Origin of the sequence: Nitratireductor sp. OM-1, assembly GCF_003296175.1 — a bacterium.
Taxonomy (GTDB): Bacteria; Pseudomonadota; Alphaproteobacteria; order Rhizobiales; family Rhizobiaceae; genus Nitratireductor; species Nitratireductor aquimarinus.
Genome location: NZ_CP029208.1, coordinates 2,908,964 through 2,931,529, shown reverse-complemented (window position 1 = coordinate 2,931,529; position 22,566 = coordinate 2,908,964). Strand labels below are relative to the sequence as shown.

Here is a 22,566-nt window from a genome sequence, read left to right as displayed (position 1 = left end):
ACCTGTTACTTTTGCCGGATTAATCAAGTCCGCGCGTGATGCGCGCTTGCAGGCTTGCCGGGCGGGGCCTATAGCAAACTCTTGAGATGACAAACACTTCTTTCCCGCTCTATCCGCACCGCCACCTGCTTGGCATCAAGGGCCTGTCGCCGCTGGATATCGAGATGCTTCTCGACCGGGCCGACGCCGCTGTTGCCATTTCACGACAGCAGGAAAAGAAAACCGCCACGCTGCGCGGCCGCACCCAGATAAACCTGTTCTACGAAGCCTCGACGCGCACGCAGTCCTCGTTCGAGCTGGCTGGCAAGCGGCTTGGCGCTGACGTGATGAACATGTCCGTCGCCAGTTCCTCGACCAAGAAGGGCGAGACGCTGCTGGACACGGCCATCACGCTGAACGCGATGCGCCCGGACATTCTGATAATCCGCCATGCGGCGGCGGGCGCGGCAGCGCTTCTTGCCCAAAAGGTCTCCTGCTCGGTCGTGAATGCCGGCGATGGCGCGCACGAACATCCGACCCAGGCCCTGCTCGACGCGCTGACCATCCGCCGCGCCAAGGGCCGGATCGGCGGGCTGACGGTGGCGATCTGCGGCGACGTTCTGCATTCGCGCGTGGCGCGCTCGAACATCGTTTTGCTTAACGCGCTGGGTGCGCGGGTTCGGGTGGTCGCCCCCTCCACGCTTCTGCCTTCCGGCATCGACCAGATGGGCGTCGAGCCGTTCACCCGCATGGACGAAGGCCTCAAGGGCGCGGACATCGTGATGATGCTGCGCCTGCAGCGCGAGCGCATGGCCGGCTCTCTGGTTCCGTCCGTTCGCGAATATTTCCGCCATTTCGGGCTTGATGCAGAAAAGCTGAAAGCCGCGAAAGATGACGTCCTTGTCATGCATCCCGGCCCCATGAACCGCGGCGTTGAAATCGCTTCGGAAATCGCCGACGGGCCGCAGAGCCTCATTCAGGAGCAGGTTGAAATGGGCGTTGCCGTGCGCATGGCCGTGATGGATGCGCTGCTCGATCCGCGACGCAACGCGGAAGGAGGCGCAGCATGAGCGCGACGGTTTTCCAGAACGCCCGCGTGATCGACCCGTCGCGCGGCATTGATGAGCGCGGCGCGGTGATCGTCATCGACGGCGCGATTGCCGCCGCCGGCGCTGACGCGCTGAACCAGGGTGCGCCCGACAATGCAACGATTGTCGACTGCCAGGGCCATGCCGTCATGCCGGGCCTCGTGGATTCGCGCGTCTTCATCGGCGAACCGGGCGCGGAGCATCGCGAGACCATCGCTTCAGCCAGCCGCGCGGCGGCGGCCGGCGGCGTGACATCGCTGATCATGATGCCCGACACCAAGCCCGTCATCGACGATGTGGCGCTGGTGGAATTCGTCAAGCGCACGGCGCGCGAGACGGCCGTGGTCAACGTGTTTCCCTCCGCCGCCGTCACCAGAGGCTTTGCCGGCAAGGAGCTTTCCGAGTTCGGCCTGCTCAGCGAGGCAGGCGCGGTGATGCTCACCGAAGGTCGTGCAACAATTGCCAATGCGCTGGTGATGCGGCGCGCCCTCACCTATGCGCGCGATCTGGGCATCACCATCGCCCATGAGACGCAGGATCCGCATCTTGCCTCCTCCGGCGTGATGAATGAGGGGCTTTTTGCAAGCTGGCTCGGCCTTCCGGGCATACCCCGCGAGGCGGAGACCATTCCGCTTACCCGTGACCTGATGCTCGCAGGCCTGACGGGCGGGCGCTATCATGCGGCGAAGATTTCGACCGCCATGTCAGCGGCTGCCATCGCCCGCGCCAAGGACGAAGGCGCGCAGGTGAGCGCCGGCATTTCCATCAATCACCTGACGCTCAACGAAAACGACATCGGCGATTACCGCACCTTCTTCCGGCTTTCGCCGCCACTGCGCACCGAAGACGACCGGCTTGCCATGGTGGAAGCGCTGAAATCGGGCGCGATCGACGTGATTGTCTCCTCGCACGACCCGCAGGATGTCGACACGAAGCGCCTGCCCTTTGCCGAAGCCGAAGCCGGGGCCATCGGCCTCGAAACCGTTCTGGCTGCTGCACTTCGTCTCTATCACAATGGCGACCTGCCGCTGCTGCGCCTGATCGAGTGCCTGTCGACCGCGCCGGCGCGGCTTTTCGGCCTGCCCGGCGGCACGCTGAAGACCGGCGCGCCTGCCGATCTGGTGCTTGTCGACATTGACGCGCCGTGGATCGTGCGCGAGGCAGACATTCGCTCGCTGTCCAAGAACACCTGCTTTGAAGGCGCCCGCATGCAGGGCCGGGTCTTGCAAACAATGGTTGCAGGCCGCACAGTGTTCAGCGCCTGAGCACTCCGAAACACCGGGGGAGAGAGTCGGATGCCAGATCCCATCAGTTGGCAAGTAGCCTTGCCCTATCTCATTGCCGCGCTTGTCTTCGGATATCTGCTGGGCTCCATCCCGTTCGGCCTCATCATCACGCGGCTTGCGGGCAAGGGCGATGTGCGCAAGATCGGCTCGGGCAATATCGGCGCAACCAATGTGCTGCGCACCGGCAGCAAGAAGCTCGCCGCCCTCACCCTTCTGGGCGATGCGCTCAAGGGCACGGTGGCCGTTCTCCTGGCCGGGCTCTACGGGCCTGATCAGGCGGTCGCAGCCGGGCTTGGCGCGTTTCTCGGCCACCTCTTTCCCGTCTGGCTCGGCTTTCGCGGCGGCAAGGGCGTGGCAACCTATCTCGGCGTGCTCGTCGCCATCGCATGGCCCGGCGCGCTGATCTTCGCCGTGGTGTGGCTCTCCGTCGCCTTCCTCACCCGCTACTCTTCACTGTCGGCGCTTGTCGCCGCCGTCGCGGTGCCCATCGGGCTTTATCTGCTTGGATATGTGCAGGCGGCGGAACTGTTCGTTCTGATGAGCCTGATCGTCTTCATCAAGCACCGCGCAAACATTGCGCGCCTTCTATCCGGCACGGAAACGCGCATCGGGGGCAAGGGGTGAACGCGCCCCGGGGCGGTGTGCGGCTCAGTGACCGACAGCGCCTCGACTGGCTGCAGCTCCTGCGCAGCGAGAATGTCGGGCCGGCGACCTTTCGCCAGCTCGTCAATCATTTCGGCTCTGCAACGAACGCCCTTGAGATGATTCCCGAACTTGCGCAGCGCGGTGGCGCCAATCGGCGCATCGTGATCGCGACGCGCGAGGACGCCGAACGCGAAATGGAACAGGCCCGCCGTTTCGGCGCGCGCTTCGTCGCTGTGGGCGAGCAGGAATACCCGCCCCTGATGCGCCGCATGGACCAGCCTCCGCCGCTTCTGGTCATGAAGGGCGATCTCGCAATCGCGCAGCGCCCCACCATCGCCATGGTCGGTGCCCGCAACGCCTCCGTCACCGGCATCAAGATGGCCCAGCGCCTGGCCTCGGACCTTGGCAGCGCCGGCTTCACGATTGCTTCAGGCCTCGCGCGCGGCATCGACGCTGCCGCCCACAAGGGCAGTCTGGAGACAGGCACCGTCGCCGCGCTGGCCGGCGGGCTCGACAAGCCCTATCCGCCCGAGAACGACAGGCTCTATGGAGAGATCACCGAGCGCGGCGTGGTGATCAGCGAAATGCCGTTCGGCTGGACGCCCCGCGCGCGCGATTTCCCGCGCCGCAACCGCCTCGTTGCCGGCATTGCCTTCGGTCTCGTGGTGGTGGAAGCCGCCAAGCGGTCCGGTTCTCTGATCAGCGCCAGACTGGCAGGAGAGATGGGACGGCTGGTTTTCGCGGTGCCCGGTTCCCCCTTCGATCCAAGGGCGGGCGGCGCGAACGCGCTTTTGAAGGATGGCGCGATCCTCGTGACCGAGATGGATGACGTGGTGTCGCAGATCCTGCCGCTTCTGGACACGCCGCCCGTGAGAACGGAAAGCTTTGAAGAGCCGGAGCCCCTGACCTCCGCTCCGCCCCCAAGCGAAAGCGAGCGCGACCACATCGTCAACGCGATGGGACCGACGCCCGTGCTTATCGATGATCTCATTCGCCATACCGGGCTACACCCGGCACAGGTCATGACAATATTGCTTGAGCTTGATCTGGCGGGCCGACTCGAACGGCACTCAGGAAGCGCGGTCTCGCTTGTTCCCACCGACATCTAGCTCAAGACGACATTCCCCGACCCCGCGACCTTGCCCGACCCGATGTGGTCGCTCGCCACGAATGATGTCGCTGGCCTCAAGATAGGCCATCTCGATCAGGTAGGCGAGCATGTCGCACCGTTCGGAAAGCGCCATCGTTCGCAATTGCCCGAGCATCGCCTGAACGTAATCAAGCGTCTCGGTACGTCTCCTTCCATACTGTTCGCCCATTCGCCGACACTCCCTTCCAGCGCGCGGCACCCCTCTTCACAGCCCCGATGCTCCTGTTGTGCAGCCCCAGTGTTGCCTGTTTCCCCGGTACTTCTCCGTTAAGGACCCAGATGGAGTATACATGCCGCTATAAACAAATAAACGATAAATTTACGATAAACAAACCGCCGTCCACAGCCCTTCGCCAGCGGACGAAATTCCCATTGGCCCTTGACCGCGGGGTAAAGCACGGCCATGTGACGGGGCTGGATTCGTTCAAAATGCGGGGCGCGGCGACAAAGCCGGAAGCCTGCGGGGAAATCTGAAAGCTTATGGATCTCGTTATCGTCGAGTCGCCTGCCAAGGCGAAAACCATCAACAAATATCTGGGCTCGAACTATAAGGTTCTCGCCTCCTTCGGCCATGTGCGCGATCTGCCGGCCAAGGACGGGTCCGTTCGCCCGGACGAAGACTTCGCCATGTCGTGGAGTGTCGACAGCCCTTCCGCCAAACGCCTGAGTGACATCACCAAGGCCGTGAAGGAGGCTGACACCCTTATCCTCGCCACTGACCCGGATCGCGAAGGTGAAGCGATTTCCTGGCATGTGCTTGAGGTTCTGAAACAGAAGAAGGCGCTGAAGGACAAGCCGGTTCGCCGCGTCGTCTTCAACGCCATCACCAAGAAATCGGTTCTCGATGCGCTCGCCAATCCGCGCGACCTCGACACGCCGCTGGTGGATGCCTATCTCGCCCGCCGCGCACTCGATTATCTGGTGGGCTTCACCCTGTCGCCGGTTCTGTGGCGCAAGCTGCCGGGCGCACGCTCGGCCGGCCGCGTTCAGTCCGTGGCGCTCAGGCTCGTCTGCGACCGCGAAGCCGAGATCGAGCGCTTTATCCGCGAAGACTACTGGCAGATCGCGGCAAAGCTCGCCACGCCCCGCCAGGAGAGCTTCGAGGCACGCCTGACGACGCTTGAAGGCAAGAAGCTCCAGAAGCTCGACATCAAGAGCCAGGAGCAGGCCGACGACATCAAGGCCATGCTGGAGGGCGCGACCTTCCGCACGCTGTCCGTCGAGGCCAAGCCGACGCGGCGCAATCCCGCACCGCCCTTCACCACCTCGACCATGCAGCAGGCCGCCTCGTCGCGCCTCGGCTTCGGGGCTTCGCGCACCATGCAGGTCGCGCAGCGCCTTTATGAGGGCATCGATATTGGCGGCGAGACCGCCGGTCTCATCACCTATATGCGTACCGACGGCGTGCAGATGGCGCCCGAGGCGCTCGATCAGGCCCGCAAGGCGATCGGCGACAATTTCGGCGAGCGCTACCTGCCCGAGAAGCCGCGCTTCTATTCGGTCAAGGCCAAGAACGCCCAGGAAGCGCACGAAGCGATCCGCCCGACGGATTTCTCCCGCACGCCCGACCAGATGCGCCGCTATCTCGATCCGGATCAGGCCCGTCTCTACGAGATGATCTGGAAGCGCGCCATCGCCAGCCAGATGCAGCCGGCAGAGATCGAGCGCACCACGGTCGAGATCCTTGCCGAGAACGCTGGCCGCAACGCCGGCCTGCGCGCCGTTGGCTCGGTGATCCGCTTTGAAGGCTTCCTTGCCGCCTATGCAATCGACAAGGACGAGAACGCCGACGACGAGGAAAGCCGCCGCCTGCCCGAGATCCGCGAAGGCGAGGAGCAGACGCGCGAGACCATCGACGTCACCAAGCACACGACCGAGCCGCCACCGCGCTATTCCGAAGCCTCGCTCATCAAGAAGATGGAAGAACTCGGCATCGGCCGCCCGTCCACCTATGCCGCGACGCTGAAGACGCTCGAGGATCGCGATTACGTGATCATCGAGAAGCGCCGGCTCATGCCGCAGGCCAAGGGCCGTCTCGTCACGGCGTTTCTGGAAAGCTTCTTCGAGCGCTACGTGGAATACGACTTCACGGCCAGCCTTGAAGAGAAGCTCGACAAGATCTCCGATGGCCAGCTCTCGTGGAAAGACGTTCTGCGCGATTTCTGGCAGGACTTCTCCGGCCATGTGGACGAGATCAAGGAACTGCGCGTCACCAATGTTCTCGATGCGCTGAACGAGGAACTTGCTCCGCTCGCCTTTCCGGCAAAGGAAGACGGCACCGATCCGCGCGCCTGCCCGCGCTGCGGCACCGGCCAGCTTTCGCTAAAGCTTGGCCGGCACGGCGCATTCGTCGGTTGCTCCAACTATCCCGAATGCGGCTTCACCCGTCAGTTTGGCGAAGCTGGAAACGGCGAGAATGGCGAAAACGGCGTCGATGGCGACAAGGTGCTCGGCAAGGATCCGCAGACCGACGAGGACATCACCCTGCGCTCGGGCCGCTTCGGCCCCTATGTGCAGCGTGGCGAAGGCAAGGAAGCCAAGCGCGCCGGTCTGCCCAAAGGCTGGTCTCCGGCCGACATGGAGCTTGAAAAGGCGCTCTCGCTTCTCGCCCTGCCGCGCGAGGTGGGCGAGCATCCCGAAACCGGCAAGATGATCTCCGCCGGCATCGGTCGCTATGGCCCCTTCCTGCTTCATGATGGCGCTTACGCCAATCTGGAAAGCGTCGAGGATGTGTTCACCGTCGGCCTCAACCGCGCGGTGACCGTCATCGCCGAGAAGAAGGCCAAGGGTGGTCGCGGCCGTTCCACGCCATCGGCGCTCAAGGAGCTTGGCGATCATCCCGACGAGGGCGGCAAGATCACCGTGCGCGACGGCCGTTACGGCCCCTATGTCAACCATGGCAAGATCAACGCCACGCTTCCCAAGGGCAAGGACCCGATGGAAGTGACGCTAGAGGAAGCCGTGGAGCTGATCGCGGCAAAAGCGGCCAAGGGCGGAAAAAAGAAGCCGGCCGCCAAGAAAAAGCCTGCTGCGAAGAAGACAACGACGGCAAAGAAAACCACCGCGGCCAAAAAGAAGACCGCAGCCAAGAAAGAGGAATAACGCCTTGGCGCGCAGCATCTCCGGCAAGTCCAGATCCAAGCCCCGTTCGGCAAAATCATCCGGCGCGAAAGGGGCATCTGGCGCAAAAGGGCCTTCCGATACGCGACTGCCCAGCCGCGACGAGGTGCTGCGCTTCATCACCGACAACCCAGACCGCACGGCGAAGCGCGACATTGCCAAGGCGTTCGGCCTCAAGGGCGGCGACCGCATCTGGCTGAAGGATATCCTGCGCGACCTGCAGGATGAGGGGCTTTTGAAGAAAACCCGCAAGCGCCTGCTGCGTCCCGGCGCGCTGCCGCATGTGGTGGTGCTCGACATCTTCTCGCGTGACGCATCGGGCGCATTGCTCGCGCGCCCCGCAGAGAAAGACGATCAGGACGAGGGCGAAGGCCCCCTGCCCCTGGTCGAAATCCGCACCCAAAAGGGCGGCAAGGCCGCCGGCATTGGCGACCGTGTTCTGGCCCGCGTCTTCCCGACCGAAAGCAAGGATGGCCCGGCCTATACGGGCCGTGTCATGAAGGTCTTCGAGAAGCGTCGGCAGAATGTTCTCGGCGTCGTGCGCAAATCGCAGGATGGCGGCTTCCGCATCGAACCGGTGGAGCGCACGCAGCGCGAACTGGTGATCGACGCGGATTATCTCAACGATGCGCAGGACGGCGATCTGGTCGAGGTCGAACCGGTCTCCGGCGGGCGCTACGGCCCCTCGCGCGGCAAGGTCACCTCGGTCATCGGGTCGCTGTCGAGCGAAAAGGCGGTCTCCATGATCGCCATTCACGCCCATGAAATCCCCCATGTCTTCCCCGATCAGGTGATCGCGGAGGCCGAGGCCGCAGAACCGATTACGCTTTCGGGCCGTGAAGACTGGCGCGACCGCCTTTTGATCACCATCGACCCGGCTGACGCCAAGGATCATGACGATGCGGTCATGGCCGAACCCGACCCCGACGAGAAGAACCGTGGCGGCTTCATCGCCACCGTGGCCATTGCTGATGTCGCGCATTATGTGCGTCAGGGATCTGCGCTCGACCGCGAAGCGCTCAAGCGCGGCAATTCGGTCTATTTCCCCGACCGGGTGGTGCCGATGTTGCCCGAGCGCATCTCAAACGATCTGTGTTCGCTCCGTGAAGGCGAAGCCCGCCCTGCCATGGCCGTGCGCATGCGCTTTACCGCGACGGGCCGCAAGATCGGCCATTCGTTCCACCGCGTCATCATGCGGTCTGCGGCAAAACTCTCCTATCAGCAGGCTCAGAGCGCCATAGACGGCAATCCCGACGACAGGACGGGTCCGCTTCTGGAAACGATCCTCCAGCCGCTGTGGGACGCCTATGGCGCGCTCAGGCGCGGCCGCGAGGAGCGCCAGCCGCTCGAACTCGATCTGCCGGAGCGCAAGATCCTTCTGAAAGAAGATGGCACGGTCGACCGCGTTGTCGTGCCGCCGCGCCTCGATGCGCACAAGCTCATCGAAGAGTTCATGGTGCAGGCCAATGTGGCCGCCGCTGAAACGCTGGAAGCCAAGCGTCAGGCGCTCGTCTACCGCGTGCATGATGCGCCCTCGCTCGCCAAGCAGGAAGCGCTGCGCGAATTCCTGCAGAGTTTTGAGATTTCGCTGGCGCGCGGCGCACAGCTGAAACCCGCGCAGTTCAACGCCATTCTCTCCCGCGTGCGCGACACCGAGCACGAACAGCTCGTCAACGAGGTGGTCCTGCGCTCCCAGAGTCAGGCCGTCTACGCGCCGGAAAATCTTGGCCATTTCGGTCTGAACCTGCGCCGCTACGCACACTTCACCTCACCGATCCGTCGCTACGCGGACCTGATCGTTCACCGCGCGCTGATCTCCGCACTCGGTCTGGGCGATGATGGTCTCAAGCCCGAGGAAGAGGCGCGGCTTGAAGAGACCGCCGCCCTGATTTCCGCCACCGAGCGCCGCGCCATGGCCGCCGAACGCGACACGGTCGACCGGCTGGTCGCCGAACACCTCTCCAGCCGTATCGGCGAGGAATTCGACGCCCGCATCTCCGGTGTCGCCAAGGCCGGCCTCTTCGTGCAACTGCCGGATTACGGCGCGGACGGTTTCGTGCCCGTTTCCACTTTGGGCGACGAATACTATATCTATGACGAAGCGCGCCACGCCATGGTGGGCGAGCGCAGCGGCCGTGGCTTCCAGCTTGGCGATTCCGTTTCGGTCCGCCTCGTTGAGATTGCGCCGATGGCCGGCGCGATGCGCTTCGAGATGCTGAGCAAGCCTGACAAGCTTCCCGGCTCCATGAAATCCTTTCACAAGGCCAAGGGCCGCCGTGGAAGCAGCCAGGGCAAAAGCCGCCGCGCCAGCCAGAGCAGGAGACGGTAATGGAACAGAAGGTTTACGGCGGCGCAGCAGCCGGGCAGAAGCCGACACGCCCGCTTGGCGAGGCGATGAAGCGCGGTTTTCTGGGGCGCTGCCCCAATTGCGGCCGTGGCAAGCTGTTCCGCACCTATCTCAAGACCGCCGACGAATGCTCCGAGTGCGGCGAGGCCTTCCACCATCACCGCGCCGACGATCTGCCTGCCTATCTGGTGATCTTCGTCGTCGGCCATATCGTGGTCGGCGCGTTCATGGGACTGGAAGCCGTGACCGACTGGGCCGGCTGGGTTCATCTGGCCATCTGGGTGCCGCTCACGATCATCATGTCGCTGTTGCTCATCGAACCGATGAAGGGCGCAGTCGTGGGGCTGCAATGGGCCTATTACATGCACGGTTTCGGTGGCGAGGAAGATATCATCGAAACCCACCCGGAGCTTGATGCTTCCGCCTCAGACGAGATGCGCTGACGCCGCATCGATGCGGCACAGCGATGCGAGCTTTCAGGAGACAGCGATGAGTGATCGGCCAAACCGTATGGACGGTCTCGACAAGGCGGCGGTGGACCGCGCCGAGGCAAAGGACTTTTCGCTTGGCGGAAAGCCGATGCGCCCGCGCGACGCGGCAACGCTCATCCTGCTCGATCGCAGCGGCGATCAGGTGCGCGTTCTGATGGGTCGCCGCCACCACAAACACGCTTTCATGCCCGGCCGCTTCGTCTTTCCCGGTGGACGCACGGACCCCGCCGACAGCCGCATTCCCGTCGCCTCCGGTCTCCACCCGGATGAAGAGCGTCGTCTCATCGGCACCGGATCGCGCGCCACGGCCGCACGCGCCCGCGCCGTCGCCATGTCCGCAATCCGCGAAACCTATGAGGAAGCAGGGCTTCTGATCGGTGAAAAGGGTGCGTTTTCGACTGCTGCAAAGGACTGGCAGGGTTTTGTCGAGCACGGCGTCTGCCCGTCGCTTTCGGGCCTTCGCTACATTGCCCGCGCCGTGACGCCGCCGCGCCGCGTGCGCCGCTTCGACACACGCTTTCTCGCCGCCTGGCGCGATGACGTGGCCGTCGAACTGCCCGATGGCGGGCCGACCCACGAACTGGAAGAGCTGGTCTGGCTTCCCATTCCAGAAGCCAAGGAAACCGAGGTTCCGCTGATCACCTGTACGATCCTTGATGATCTCGAGGCGCGTCTCAAGGTCGATCCCGACCTTGCCCCCGGCGCACCCGTTCCCTTCTACGCAATGCGCCGCAACCGCTTCCAGCGGACGCTTATCTAGAGCAATTCCAGAAAAAGTGGAAACCGGCTTTCCGCCCGGAATTGTGCAAAAAAACAATATATTAGAGCGTTTTCGCGATTCAGCCAAAAGCGGAAACGCTCTAGAGCATTTTTCTGAGCGGAATCAGATCAGGCTCCAGCCGAAGCGGGCCGCGACGATGATCATGAAGATGCCGAAGGCCGTTTCGAGCTTTCGCTTGTCGAGCGCATGGGCGATCCGCACACCGAGCGGCGCAACCAGAAGCGTGATCGGGATGATCAGGAACACCGCAATCCAGTTCACATAGCCGGTCGAGGCGACCGGCAGAAGCGGTTCGCCCCACCCGGCCCACACATAGCCAAACAGGCCCGGTATCGAGATCAGAACGCCGACGCCGGATGACGTCGCCACAGCCTGGTGCATGGGACGGTTGAACAGCGTCATGAAGGTGTTGTTCAGAACGCCGCCGCCAATGCCCATCAGCGTCGACAGGAAGCCGATCAGAACACCGACCAGAGAGCGCACGGGATTGCCCGGAAGCTCCGTGCCGAGCCGCCAGCTCTCGCGGTTCAAAAGCAGCCGCACCCCAACAAGAAGCGCGATCACCGCAAAGATGGCGCGCAGGCCGCCGCTCGACACATAGGCGGCGACGAGCGAGGCGAGCACCACGCCCACCGGCACCGCGATGACGAAACTCTTCAGGAGGTCCATATCCACCGCCCCGCGCAGATAATGCGCGCGGAACGAGCGCAGCGAGGTGGGCACGATGATGGCCAGCGAGGTGCCGACGGAAAGATGCATGCGCACGGCCTCGTCCACACCGACCAGCCCGAAGACCTGATAGAATACCGGCACGAGGATCGCCCCGCCGCCAATGCCAAACAGCCCGGCCAGAACGCCCGCCACGACGCCCGCAGCCGCAAGGGCAGCGGCAAACATGGCGATCTCGCCAATCGGTAGGTTCATGTCAGTTCCCTCTCCCGCCCCGGTTCGACCGATCCGCTCGGCTGAAACACCCCATGGCTTGTTGCAGATTATGCGTGATGATTGAACGTGCTTCAGGCCGCGTCGCGCTGCGTGCTGAGATCAACGGCCGCAAACGCCGCGCGCAGCACCTCCGGCCCCGCGCCCGCCCGCGTCGCCTCACTCGACAGGATCTGCCGGTAGCGGCGCGCGCCGTCATAACCGTGGAACAGGCCGATCATGTGCCGCGTCACATGCGACAGGCGGCCGCCTGCTTCAATGTGCCGCCCGGCATAGGCCGCCATGGTGTCGATCAGCCCTTCGAAATCAACCTTCTGCGGCGTGCTTCCGGCAAGGAGCGCATCGACGCCGGCCAGCACGACCGGGTTCTGATAGGCCGCGCGCCCCATCATGACGCCATCCACATGCGCAAGATGCGCGGCGGCGTCCTCCAGCGTTGCAATTCCGCCATTGATGCCGATGAAGCGGTCTGGGTGCGCCGCCTTCAGGCGATAGACACGGTCATAATCGAGCGGCGGGATTTCGCGGTTTTCCTTGGGGCTGAGCCCCTGAAGCCAGGCCTTGCGCGCATGCACCCACAGCGCATCCGCACCAGCCGACCAGGAAGCCTCCGCCAGCGCATCGAGCGCTGTCTGCGTGTCCTGCTCATCCACGCCGATCCGGCATTTCACCGTGACGGGAACCGACACACGCTCCTTCATCGCGGCAACACATGCGCCAACGATCTCCGGTGTCTTCATCAGACATGCGCCGAACGTGCCGGACTGAACCCGGTCGGAGGGGCAACCGACATTGAGGTTGATTTCGTCATAGCCGAACTCGGCTCCGATTTCCGCGGCCTGCGCCAGCTTCTGCGGATCGGAGCCGCCAAGCTGCAGCGCCACGGGATGTTCGCTCTCGTCAAAGCCCAGGAGGCGCGACCGGTAGCCATGGATCGCAGCATCCGCCACAACCATCTCCGTATAGAGCAGCGCGCGCTCCGTCAGCCGGCGATGGAAGTATCGGCAATGCCGGTCCGTCCAGTCGATCATGGGCGCTACGGCGAATTTTTGATTGTACTCAGCCATTTACGGGTTCTGTCTGCAGTGTTTCATGATGCAGCGCGGTCACGCGCCTCTCTGCGCAGATATGTGCCCCATCGCGCGGCATTTTTCAAAGGTAACATGCGCTGGAGCACCGGACCGAAGGATGGAAACCGGATTTTGCCCCGTTTTTCAATCGCCCCCTAACCGGCGATGGCCCGGCGACTGCCTGTCAGGTAGGCGGTGAAAGCGTAGACCATGGCCGCGAATGCGCAGCCCACCAGCGCCGCGGAATTCTGATCCACGGTAAGCAGAAGGAGCGTCACGATCACGCCTGCGTTGAGCGACAGGATGGCGGCAGGCGCGCTTACCCGGTGGCCCAGGACCGCTGCAAGCACGGTCGGCAGGAACACGGCGAGCGATGAAAAGGCGGCGATGATGGAAGACAGGAGGTCACCGAACAGCGCCCCGATCAGGGCCATGCCGGCGAAAACGGCGACCACCATCAGCTGTAACTGCCTGAGTGGCAGCGTCGTGCGCTCAAGCCCGGTCATCAGCGGCATGACAAATGTGTCCATGGTCGACATGACCACGGCGATCAGCATCAGGTCGACGATCCAGCCATGGCCCGCCGGCACAAGGGCGTGCAGGCCGCTCGTTATCGCGCCCTCCACTGCGCCGCCGAGCCCAAGCCAGACGATGCCGAGATAGCACAGGAGGCAAAGCGGAGCGCCCGCGAGAAATGCCCTGCGCGCCACCTGCGGATCGCGCGCCGTCGCCATGCGCTGCCAATTGTCCACCGCCAGCACCGCACTGACCGGGATGAAGAGCCAGACACCGATGAGGAGCGGCAGCCGATAAGGCCCCAGATCGAAGAATGGCCCGGTCTGCGGAACCGCACCCAGATTGGCGAATGTCAAAAGCGCAATGCCGGCAACAATGATGAGCGACTGCACGACATCCGTTTCCGTCGCCACGCGATAGCCGCCGATGGCCGTGTATGCGCCGGCGCACAGGGCCGCGAGCCCCACCGCCGCGAGCTGTGATACGGGCAGGATCGTCATCAGGATCGCCGCCAGCGCCAGCAATTGCACGGTCGCGCGCAGCAGAAACACGAACGCAATGGGCAGCCAGACCAGAAGGGGCTGCTGGATGCGGTGGGTGACCACGATCAGATCGATCAGCCCCCTCACCCCATGCCGTTCAGAAAGCGCATGCACGTTCGGTGCGATGATTGCGCAGATCACGAGACCAAGCGTGTAGGCGAATGCCAGCGAAACACCGATCACGGGGCTCGCCGCCGAAAAAAGCATGATCGCCACGAAGGTGCCGATGCCGATATTGCCGCAGACAATGCCTGCAAGCGTGCCCCAGAACCCCGTGCGGCCGGAATTGAAGATGAAATCGTCGCGCGTTCCAGAAGGCGCGCGCCAGAGCGCATAGAGCGCCGGAAGCGCCAGAACCGCGCCGATCAGCGGCAATTGCAGATAGATGTCCATCGTCGGTCTTCTGTCCCGCTTCCCGCCCACTGAAACGCCGATTCGCGTGACGGGAGACTAGGCGTGCCGCCAGACCGGAGACACCGTCTGAACGGACAGTGTGGCCCCGTTTCGATGCCACAAGGGTCATCTGAAAGTGCTCACTCCCTCAAATGGGAGAGGCGCTTGGTTTCCCCATTTGCTCGATTGCCGGCAGCATTCTGCAGAAAGTGAAAGCCGGCATGACAACCATACTGATCATCGTCCTCGTCCTGTTTGGCGGGTTCGTCTTCTTCCAGAACCGCCTCGCCTCGGCCCGCAATTCCGTACTGAACGGCTTTTCCGGCGTTCAGGTGCAGCTCAAGCGACGACACGATCTCGTTCCCGCGCTCGTCTCGGCGGCGCGCAGCGCCATCGCACAGGAAAACCGCCTGTTCGACAGCATTCTGGACGTGCGTGAAAAGGCGGTCGCCGCACTCAATGGCAGGATGGAAGAGGTTCAGGAGGCCGAGGCCGAACTGACGGCGAGCCTGCGCAGCTTCTTTGGCTATACGGAAGATCACCCGGAAATCACCTCGACGGGGAACATACTCGAGCTGCAGAAGCAGCTTGAAGAGACCGAAGACCAGATCAGCGCCGCGCGCCGGCTCTACAATGGCAATGTCGAGCGCTACAACACCATGCTCGATGCGATCCCCTCAAGCTGGGTCGCCGCCATGCTCCGTTTCGAGCGGGCAGACTTCTTCGCGCTCTCGGATGCCGAACGCAAACATGTCGAGGCCGTGCCGGCCATCGATCTGCCGGGAGCGCAGGCGTGAACGCCGTCAGCGGCCACTGGGATCCCGTTCAGGGGACCATCTCGGTCGAAACCGACGACATCTCGCAGATCAAGACCGGCATTACCCTGCCCGCTCCGGTTCGGCGTTTCCTTCCCATCGCCGCACTTGCCGCCATGTTGTGGACCTTCGTGCAGGGTTTTCTCGCTGACGGGTTCCCCTTCATTCCGGTCGCCGTCACCACGGTTCTTTTCGGCGCATTCATCTTCGCCGCAGAGCTTGAGAACGAAGATGGCCGAAAGACCCTGCGGCGCGTCAGGCTCGCACGGCAGAAGGGCTGGATCTACACCGGCAAGCTGATGGAGCGGGTGATGGCCTATCAAACGGCCTGGTCCTTGGATAGTGCGGAACGGCGCGCACAACGTGTGAAATCGGAACGCGCCAGAGCCGTCGAGACCCTTGTCCCGGAGCTGACGAAGCTTCAGGTCGGCGCGTTCATGGGCGCTGAGTTCGACGGCGAATTCTGGGGCAAAAGCACCAAAGACGACCTGCCTTTCTGGATGGCCATCGGCGCCATGCAGATGGAGGCCGGGCTTGCGGCAGACAAGTCGCTGCGTGAAGACGCGCATGGCGGCAAAGGCGGCTTCGGCGTCTTCTTCTCATTGCTCGGGGCCTACAGAATTGGCCGCAAGACAGGCGTTCGCGCCGTCATCCGCCCGGAAAACCTGGTCAACAGGGGGCCGCTCGACCGCGACATCAAGACCGAATCCGTGCAGTTCAACGCCGCCTTCAACATCACCGGAACAGCAAAGAGCGGTGATGAAAACGCGGTGGAGCACGACATTCTGCGCATTCTCACCCCCGCGACACAGGCGACCATGCTCGACCTGCTTCAGCGCTACCACAATGTCGGTTTCGTGGTGGATGACGATGTTCTGTTCTTCATGGCGCAGGACAGGCTGGTGGGCAGGAACGCCAACCCCGACCGGATCGACACACTTCTGGCCGGCATCGCGGCAGACTTCGAAGAAGCGAAATTCGCCATCAAGCGCTACGTCGAATAGGCGCGTAGCCATCTGTATCCTGTTCCGGCTGGCATCGCTGATGCCGGCCCGCTCTGCGCATTCATGCGGATGTCTGGTGTTTCCACCTGACTGCAAAATGCTCTAGGTTTCTCCCGTTTCGGGGAATCTGCACGCCCCGTTCAGTGTCGGTTCAGCCGGCGTCTGCCAGAAGGGCATGCAGGAGGAACCCATGGAAGCCAAATACTTAGCGCGTGTGAACGGCCCGCCGCTGTTCTACCGGAAATGGCGCTCGGCATCGCAGCCGCGCACTTCCGTCCCGCGCAGGGCCGTGTTCATCGGCCACAGCCAGCCCACCCATTCCGGCATGCTGTCGGATCTGGCGGAAGGGTTTCGCGCCGCCGGCTGGGATGCCCATTCCGGAGATATTCGCGGCCATGGCAAAAGCACGGACGCCCAGGTGCCGCTCGGCCATCTGAATACCGGCGATGGCTGGTCGCTGGCCGTGGACGACATGCGCCATCTTCTGGAACGCAGCTTTGATGGCGTCGGGTGGGAAGACCGCCTCGTCGTGGTGCCGAACATCACGGCGCTGATGACGCTTGAAGTGATGAAGACCTGGCACGACCTTGCCCGCCACATCGTGCTCATCTCGCCGGTTCCCAACCAGAGAACGCTTGCCCTGTTCGGCAAAGCCTTTTCAAAGGTCCGCATGCGTCTTCGCGCCGCCGACCAGCCGGACGAACAGATCCTGCATCATCTCTATGCCTTCCTCGGCGCGCATCTGCGCGACAGGGAGCATCCGGCGGACGTCATCAGCACCGACCGGGACCTGATCCGCGAGATCGTGTCCGATCCGGAAGGCTGGCCCATTCCCAGCCCCGCCTACTGGTCGAACATCTTCTCGGGCATGCTGTCCGCCTGGAAATGGCCAAACAATGCGCGCCTCAAGCCCGGCACCCGGGTTCTGGTGATGTTTGGCGGTGAGGACGCCATGCTGCGCGATGGCGGGTTCCTGCCGCCCATCGAACGCTTTCTGGCTGAAGTCGGCGTTGAGGACGTCGCCGCCGAACGTGTCGAAGGCGTACGCTCCGGCCTGTTTCTGGAAGAAAGGCGCTTCGGCATTTCAAAACGCATTCTCGACTGGGTCGGTCAGGATGGCGCAGCGACCGCTGACGCACGCTACAGCGAAGTGGACGTCGCACAGCTGGCGAGCGATGTGATCGCCCGCCTCGGCGGCGGAGCCGCGCCCGCAGACATGCGCCCCGACGAACTGGTCGAGCTCTGCTACAACGCCATTGATGACGAGACGCGCTGGACCGAGGTGATTTACCGGATCATCTACGAGGCCGAGCAGGATGGCGAGATGACGGAGGCCGAACTGGCCGAGCGCATCGAACGCCTGATGCCCCACTGGGAGCGGGCCTTCAGCCTCAACCGGCAGGTGATGATGAACGCCACGCTGGGCGTCCTGCTTCAGGCGGTCATCGACAAGCTGCAGATCGGCATTGCTATCCTCGATGCCGATGGCGCGCTGCTGCACGCCAATACGACCTACAGGGAAACGCTCTTACGGATTTTTCCCAAAACTTCACCCGGTACCGATGGCGATGCCTTCCGCGCGGCTGCCACCCGCCGACTGTTCGTTTCAGGCGCAGCCGCCGAGGACACCGGGAAGGTCAACAATGACCGGATCGTGCTGCACGACAATGCGCCGGTCGGCTTCCATTTTCACCCCCAGGCGCTCCGGCAGACCGGACTTCAGCGCCAGGGCCCGGCAAGCATCCTCATCCTGCGGGCTACGGAACGCGACGATGACGACAACACGCGCCGCGTGCTCACCGAGCTGGCCTATGGGCTGACCGGCAAGGAAGCGGAAATCGCGCTCCTGATCGCCGAAGGGATGTCGCTGGATGAGATCGCCGGAGAACTGGGCATTCTTGTCAGCACCGCGCGCGGGCACCTTAAGAAGGCGTTTCAGAAGATGACCGTTCACAGCCAGGCCGAGCTGACGGCCCGGATCATGTCCGGGCCGGTGGGCTGGCTGAAATGAGGGGCCGCCCGGATTTTAACGTCGTCCCGGCGCGTAGACATCGCAGCCCTGCCGAAGCGCGGCCCGCCTGTCCGGCTGGCATTCACAGACCGGCGTGATGCCCGAGCCGGTCACGCAGGAGACGCGTTTGACGTAACAACCCTGTGCGCGCACCGTGGCGGCATGATTGAAACGGCCGTTACGCTGCCGCTTGGGAAAGCCGCGCGTTGAGCGCGCAAGCGCCACCGAGAAGCGTCGTCCGTGCACATTGCGCATCTTGCCCTGCCAGTTGACCCAGGCCCGCGCCACGGCTCCCTTGCCGGTGCGGTGTCCCTTGCTGCTTGCTTCAACCGCCTGAATGGAACAGATCGTCTTGGCCATCGCGGCAGGCGCATGGCCGACGATGGCAAGGCCCAGCATGGCAGCCAGCCCAATCACAAATCTTCGCATCTGGTTCTCCTTCACCCTGCGTTCTTCAATGCAGGCAGGAGACACGATCATGCGGCGCGTGGCCTCTCCCATTTGGGTGGTTTTGCGACGCAGTACTGCGCAATAATCGCCCTATCGGCATACGATGAAGCTGAACGCCGCACAGCCACCGCCTTGGCAATAAGCGCCCACATTGAGCGCCTGTGCTGCCGTCGTCACGCCAAAACAGGCTGCATTGCCATGCTGCCTTGTGAGGCAGAAAGCGCGGGCGGCAGGCAGACCGCAATCACTGAGCGCATTGCCTGCCATCCTGAGACAGAGGGCAACCTTGTACCCGGCCATATGCATGAAATCCGGGTTTTGGTAGACCTCGCCTGCGCAGGGCTTTTCGGCATAGCCTTCAAGCTGCGCGAAATCAGAACCCTCTGCGCTGCTTTTCTTCCGGTCCGGGCCGCCTTCCCCCTCAAACAGATCAATTGCCCTGGACGGTTCTTCGCTGCCATCGAAAAGCTCGATCTCTCCGGAGGTCTCATCCGCACTGTCGGCATCGAGTTTAACCGGATTGTCGCGCTGGCCTTCCGAGGGAAAGGCGTCTTCCAGATAGGCTTCCGGAAATTTGCTGGCGTAGCGGTCACGCGCAGCGCTTCTGCTTTTCTCGCCCGAAAGGACCAGCGCATCGTCTGGCGAAACGGCCATACCCTCACAGCCAAAGCCGGATGCGCAGCGCAGAAGATCGGCATCCGCCGTTTCCACGGGCTCGACAGCCGTCTCCTTCGCCGCCTCGAAGGCATCCTCGACATAAAGATCGGGATGATCCTGAGCATAGCGGTCGCGGGCTTCCTGCGCCGAGCGTACATCCACAAGGCCAAGCGCGTCCTCCTGCGACACGCCGCCGGCGGGACAACCGAACCCGGCTGCGCATCGAAGCACCTGCGCATCCGGTTCCTGCCCATGGGTCACGGTCGTCATGGCCGTGAGCAGCATTGCACCTCCCAGATGCCGCCAGACCGTGTGGAGCGCGATCATTCCGATCCGGCCTCAATCGTGAAGCGATCAAAGGCGATATGACTTTCGCCCGGACGCGCCTTGTGCCAGTGCCCGGCCAGAACGGCCGGCTGACCGGAAAGACGCAGAACGGTCATCGGTTCTGTCTCGAAGCGGAACGTGTCGGCCGGTCGTCCGTCGGCTTCGGGCAGTTCCATCGCAATGGCCGCCGTCACCTGCCGTCCGCGCCGCTTGAGCCGCAGTTCCGCGCCCTGCGTGCCGAGCGCTTCCAGAACCCGGTCGCCATAAGCGCGGTCGCCGTCCTGACAGAGCCTGGCGACAATCGGCCCGTCAAAGAGGTTCGTATCGAACCTGGCTTCCTCCTTGCCATCGCTCACGCGGATCAGAGACAGGTTCAGATAGGCCCCGCAGCCCTTCCGCCAGACCCATGCCATCGCACCAATCTGGCTGTCCGTGTCGTCCTGAACACTGAGCCAGACATTCTCATAACCGGTCTGCTCATGTATCCTGAAATCGAGCGCAAGGTCGAAATCACCCTCGGGCAGGGCATGATCGAGCACATAGCGGTTCTGAGCCTTCGCATCGTCGTGATTGGCATAGCGGCCCAGCACCGAGGTGAAAAGCATGCCATCGCCGGTGAAGGCCGTCAGGTTTTCAGCCGGGTTTACCACCTGCCAGGCCGCATCCAGTTCCGGCCCGTCGAAATTCTCCTCGAACACGGCCTGAACCACCGGTTCAGGCTGCGGCGCGGGCTTCGTCTCGGGCATTTTTCGCTCTGCCTCGGCGACAACCTCGCCAACGGCGCGCGCAAATTCGTCCGCATTGCTGGCAGAGTAGTAATTGCCGTTCCCGTTATCCGCGATGCATTGCAGGGCTGCGTTTTCTTCATCGCTCAGATCAAATCCGACCACATGCACCCGCGTGTTGATGCCGCGCTCGGCAAGGGCTGCCGCCGCTGTGCACGGGTCCCCACCGCAGGTTTCCAGACCATCCGAGATCAGGAGTACATTGGCCGGACGGCCCGATTGCGGCATTGCGTCGGCAGCGCGCATGAGCGCGTCGGCAATCGGCGTCTTGCCGCGCGGCGTGATGCCTTCAATCGCCGGCTTCAACTGCCCGCTTTCATAATTGGCGACCGGATAGATGATCTCCGTATCGCCGCAGTCGCCCTCGCGGCGGTGGCCATAGGCCATCAGCCCCACATTCGTGTTGGCTGCCAAATCGCCCATCAGGCCCGACAGAACCTGCCGCGCAGTGGTGATCTTGGCCACACCGTCGATCTGACCCCACATGGAGCCGGAACCATCCAGAACGAAAAGAAGATCGCTGCCGCCTTCGGCGAGACCATTGCCCGGCAGGTCTCCCTCTTCCATGCCCGGTACGATGGAAGACCGGTCGTCAGCGCCCGCACCCTCCGGCCTGCGGTCTCCGCCCGATCCGGCGCCGGAAGCCCCCCCGCCCGAAAGCGTTGCCTCCGTGGCCGGATCGGAGCGGATTTCAAAGCCCTGTCCTTGCGCCAACTCCGACAGCGACCAGTTGTCATCCTCGGAATAGATGTCGTTGATCTGCCACGTCCCGTCCGGAGCCTCGATCAGCGTGTAGATGAAGTTGCGCGGCGCGCCCATATTCGTGAATGTCACGTGGATCTGCGCCGCACCGCGCAGAATGGGCGCATCCGCATCCGGCGCGATGTTGAGATTGGCGATCTGTGCATCCTGTCCGCCATAGACCGGGTCGAACATCAGCGCGCCCTGCAGATCGTCATGGGCAAGCCCGTCCACGAGAAAGCGTCGCGAGGCCTTGCCATCATTGAGAAGCGGCTCTTCATTGTTGTTGAAGCGGCGGCTGTGTTCGGCAAAGAACATGCGCACCACCTCCACGGCGTCATCAATCTCGGCCGCTTCCGCCTGGAGCGCCCCCATGGGAACGCAAACGGCCAGCGCCGTGCCCAGCATGGCGCGCTGCAACCCTTGCGCGAAACACGTCTTGCCCATCATTCTGCTCACCCTGCTCATTGCTGCCCCGGACGTTTGATTCTGAACCGGTCGAACTCGGCGAGTGTTTCCCCGCCCTTGGCCTTCTTGCCCTGCCCGACCATGAAGGCGGGGCTGCCGAAACCGGCCATGCGCGCGACCCGGCCGCCGGAAAATTCCTGCACGCCGCCAGCCGCGTCGCCTTCTCCGGCAGGCAGGTCGAGCGTGACCTTCGCCTGGTAGCGCAATCCGCGCCTGGAAAGCGTGAGAACGAATCCTTTTTCATAAAGATCGGCCAGGACCCGATCCCCGTAGGCGCGCCCGGTCTTGTTGCAGATATTCCGGGCTGCCGGCCCGTCAAAGAGGTTGACGGACATCGCAGAAGGCACGGCGGGTTCTTCCGGGTTGAGCGGCTGGTTGGCGACCGTGCTGATATAGAGCGCCGGTCCACAGCCCTTGGTATGAACATAGAGATGCGCGGCGACGAAATTCTCATCGCTCTCGCGCAGTCCCAGCCACACTTCATCAAAGCCGGTCTTGGCGTCGAGGCGGCCGCCAAGCGAGATGTCGAAATCGCCGTCCGGCATGGCGCCCTGCAACTGGTAGATGTTGCGCGCATCCACATTGTCGAAACCGTCCCTGCCGCCGCTGGTGATGGCAAGCAGCATGCCCCGCTCGGCAACGTAACGGTCGCGGTCCTCATTCAGCACCTGCCAGTGCGCGGCGAGCCCGTCTCCTTCGAACGCATCCTCGAAAGGCAGGGCGATGGCGGTTGCGGGCGTCTTGCCTTCATCGGCGGCAGCAAGCCGCGCCTGCTCCTCCTTGCTCAGCATCTGGGCACGGGCGTCCGCCCCGGCATTCACGAACGCCACGCCCGCAAGAAGCGTCAGAATAAAAGAGGATCTCAGCATCCCCCTGAGAGGGCTGCTGATCGCGAGCGAAGAACTGCGCGGGATGGCTGCTGCGCCGGACATGAAACGAATCTCCATCAATCGATCAG

Annotated in this window: 19 protein-coding genes; 11 read left to right on the top strand and 8 right to left on the bottom strand. The window is 63.3% G+C overall.

The genetic code is table 11. The annotated features are described in order from the left end of the window. The first annotated feature begins 86 nt into the window (after nt 1-86). The 4 genes from DEJ54_RS14020 to dprA are packed head-to-tail and all read left to right on the top strand — an operon-like array spanning nt 87 to nt 4,107. The gene (locus tag DEJ54_RS14020; protein WP_113155114.1) at nt 87-1,049 is read left to right on the top strand and encodes an aspartate carbamoyltransferase catalytic subunit; all 963 of its coding nucleotides are present in this window, start codon (nt 87-89) and stop codon (nt 1,047-1,049) included. After that, nucleotides 1,046-2,332 (top strand): dihydroorotase, encoded by a 1,287-nt coding sequence (locus DEJ54_RS14015; protein WP_113155113.1) that lies wholly within the window; start codon nt 1,046-1,048, stop codon nt 2,330-2,332. The genes DEJ54_RS14020 and DEJ54_RS14015 overlap by 4 nt, the downstream gene beginning before the upstream one ends. A 30-nt stretch (nt 2,333-2,362) precedes the next feature. Beyond that, entirely contained in the window at nt 2,363-2,977 is a 615-nt protein-coding gene (plsY, locus tag DEJ54_RS14010; RefSeq protein ID WP_113155112.1) for a glycerol-3-phosphate 1-O-acyltransferase PlsY, read from the top strand. Next, on the top strand, nt 2,974-4,107 hold the full coding sequence (gene dprA, locus DEJ54_RS14005) for a DNA-processing protein DprA (protein WP_113155111.1): 1,134 nt from the start codon (nt 2,974-2,976) through the stop codon (nt 4,105-4,107). The genes plsY and dprA overlap by 4 nt, the downstream gene beginning before the upstream one ends. Here the strand turns inward: dprA and DEJ54_RS14000 are convergent. Continuing rightward, entirely contained in the window at nt 4,069-4,317 is a 249-nt protein-coding gene (locus DEJ54_RS14000; RefSeq protein ID WP_113155110.1) for a hypothetical protein, read from the bottom strand. The two genes, dprA and DEJ54_RS14000, sit on opposite strands and share 39 nt — an antisense overlap. Nucleotides 4,318-4,628: 311 nt before the next feature. On the opposite strand from DEJ54_RS14000, the gene topA reads away from it, so the two are divergent. The 4 genes from topA to DEJ54_RS13980 all read left to right on the top strand — a co-directional run bounded on the left by topA (nt 4,629) and on the right by DEJ54_RS13980 (nt 10,866). After that, nucleotides 4,629-7,250, top strand: a complete 2,622-nt coding sequence (topA, locus tag DEJ54_RS13995; RefSeq protein WP_113155109.1) for a type I DNA topoisomerase — start codon at nt 4,629-4,631, stop codon at nt 7,248-7,250. A 4-nt stretch (nt 7,251-7,254) separates the two neighbouring features. After that, on the top strand, nt 7,255-9,597 hold the full coding sequence (rnr, locus tag DEJ54_RS13990; RefSeq protein ID WP_113155108.1) for a ribonuclease R: 2,343 nt from the start codon (nt 7,255-7,257) through the stop codon (nt 9,595-9,597). Then, nucleotides 9,597-10,058, top strand: a complete 462-nt coding sequence (locus tag DEJ54_RS13985) for a DUF983 domain-containing protein (RefSeq protein ID WP_113155107.1) — start codon at nt 9,597-9,599, stop codon at nt 10,056-10,058. The genes rnr and DEJ54_RS13985 overlap by 1 nt, the downstream gene beginning before the upstream one ends. Before the next feature lie 67 nt (nt 10,059-10,125). Then, complete coding sequence (locus DEJ54_RS13980; RefSeq protein ID WP_113155106.1) at nt 10,126-10,866, top strand: NUDIX domain-containing protein; 741 nt, start codon at nt 10,126-10,128, stop codon at nt 10,864-10,866. A 123-nt stretch (nt 10,867-10,989) separates the two neighbouring features. Here the strand turns inward: DEJ54_RS13980 and DEJ54_RS13975 are convergent, their stop codons facing one another. From DEJ54_RS13975 to DEJ54_RS13965, 3 genes are all read right to left on the bottom strand, one after another. After that, nucleotides 10,990-11,811, bottom strand: a complete 822-nt coding sequence (locus DEJ54_RS13975) for a sulfite exporter TauE/SafE family protein (RefSeq protein WP_113155105.1) — start codon at nt 11,809-11,811, stop codon at nt 10,990-10,992. 92 nt (nt 11,812-11,903) lie between these two features. Next, on the bottom strand, nt 11,904-12,896 hold the full coding sequence (dusA, locus tag DEJ54_RS13970; RefSeq protein ID WP_113155104.1) for a tRNA dihydrouridine(20/20a) synthase DusA: 993 nt from the start codon (nt 12,894-12,896) through the stop codon (nt 11,904-11,906). A 158-nt stretch (nt 12,897-13,054) separates the two neighbouring features. Continuing rightward, nucleotides 13,055-14,350: a hypothetical protein gene (locus tag DEJ54_RS13965; RefSeq protein WP_113155103.1), complete on the bottom strand. Its 1,296-nt coding sequence runs from the start codon at nt 14,348-14,350 to the stop codon at nt 13,055-13,057. Between the two features lie 221 nt (nt 14,351-14,571). On the opposite strand from DEJ54_RS13965, the gene DEJ54_RS13960 reads away from it, so the two are divergent. The 3 genes from DEJ54_RS13960 (at nt 14,572) to DEJ54_RS13950 (ending at nt 18,180) form a co-directional block, all read left to right on the top strand. Further along, on the top strand, nt 14,572-15,147 hold the full coding sequence (locus DEJ54_RS13960; RefSeq protein ID WP_162742308.1) for a LemA family protein: 576 nt from the start codon (nt 14,572-14,574) through the stop codon (nt 15,145-15,147). Continuing rightward, nucleotides 15,144-16,169 carry a hypothetical protein gene (locus DEJ54_RS13955; protein WP_113155101.1) on the top strand — a complete coding sequence of 342 codons (1,026 nt, stop codon included), beginning with the start codon at nt 15,144-15,146 and terminating at the stop codon, nt 16,167-16,169. Before DEJ54_RS13960 ends, DEJ54_RS13955 begins: the two co-directional genes overlap by 4 nt. A gap of 190 nt (nt 16,170-16,359) precedes the next feature. Then, nucleotides 16,360-18,180, top strand: coding sequence for a serine aminopeptidase domain-containing protein (locus DEJ54_RS13950; protein WP_162742307.1), 1,821 nt, complete (start codon nt 16,360-16,362; stop codon nt 18,178-18,180). A 15-nt stretch (nt 18,181-18,195) separates the two neighbouring features. Here the strand turns inward: DEJ54_RS13950 and DEJ54_RS13945 are convergent, their stop codons facing one another. From DEJ54_RS13945 to DEJ54_RS13930, 4 genes are all read right to left on the bottom strand, one after another. Continuing rightward, a complete protein-coding gene (locus DEJ54_RS13945; protein ID WP_162742306.1) occupies nt 18,196-18,609 on the bottom strand; it encodes a hypothetical protein in 414 nt (137 codons plus the stop codon). Nucleotides 18,610-18,720: 111 nt separating this feature from the next. Next, nucleotides 18,721-19,614: a hypothetical protein gene (locus tag DEJ54_RS13940; protein WP_113155098.1), complete on the bottom strand. Its 894-nt coding sequence runs from the start codon at nt 19,612-19,614 to the stop codon at nt 18,721-18,723. Continuing rightward, complete coding sequence (locus tag DEJ54_RS13935) at nt 19,611-21,590, bottom strand: VWA domain-containing protein (protein ID WP_162742305.1); 1,980 nt, start codon at nt 21,588-21,590, stop codon at nt 19,611-19,613. The genes DEJ54_RS13940 and DEJ54_RS13935 overlap by 4 nt, the downstream gene beginning before the upstream one ends. Before the next feature lie 14 nt (nt 21,591-21,604). Beyond that, nucleotides 21,605-22,540, bottom strand: a complete 936-nt coding sequence (locus tag DEJ54_RS13930) for a hypothetical protein (RefSeq protein WP_162742304.1) — start codon at nt 22,538-22,540, stop codon at nt 21,605-21,607. Nucleotides 22,541-22,566: the final 26 nt, after the last annotated feature.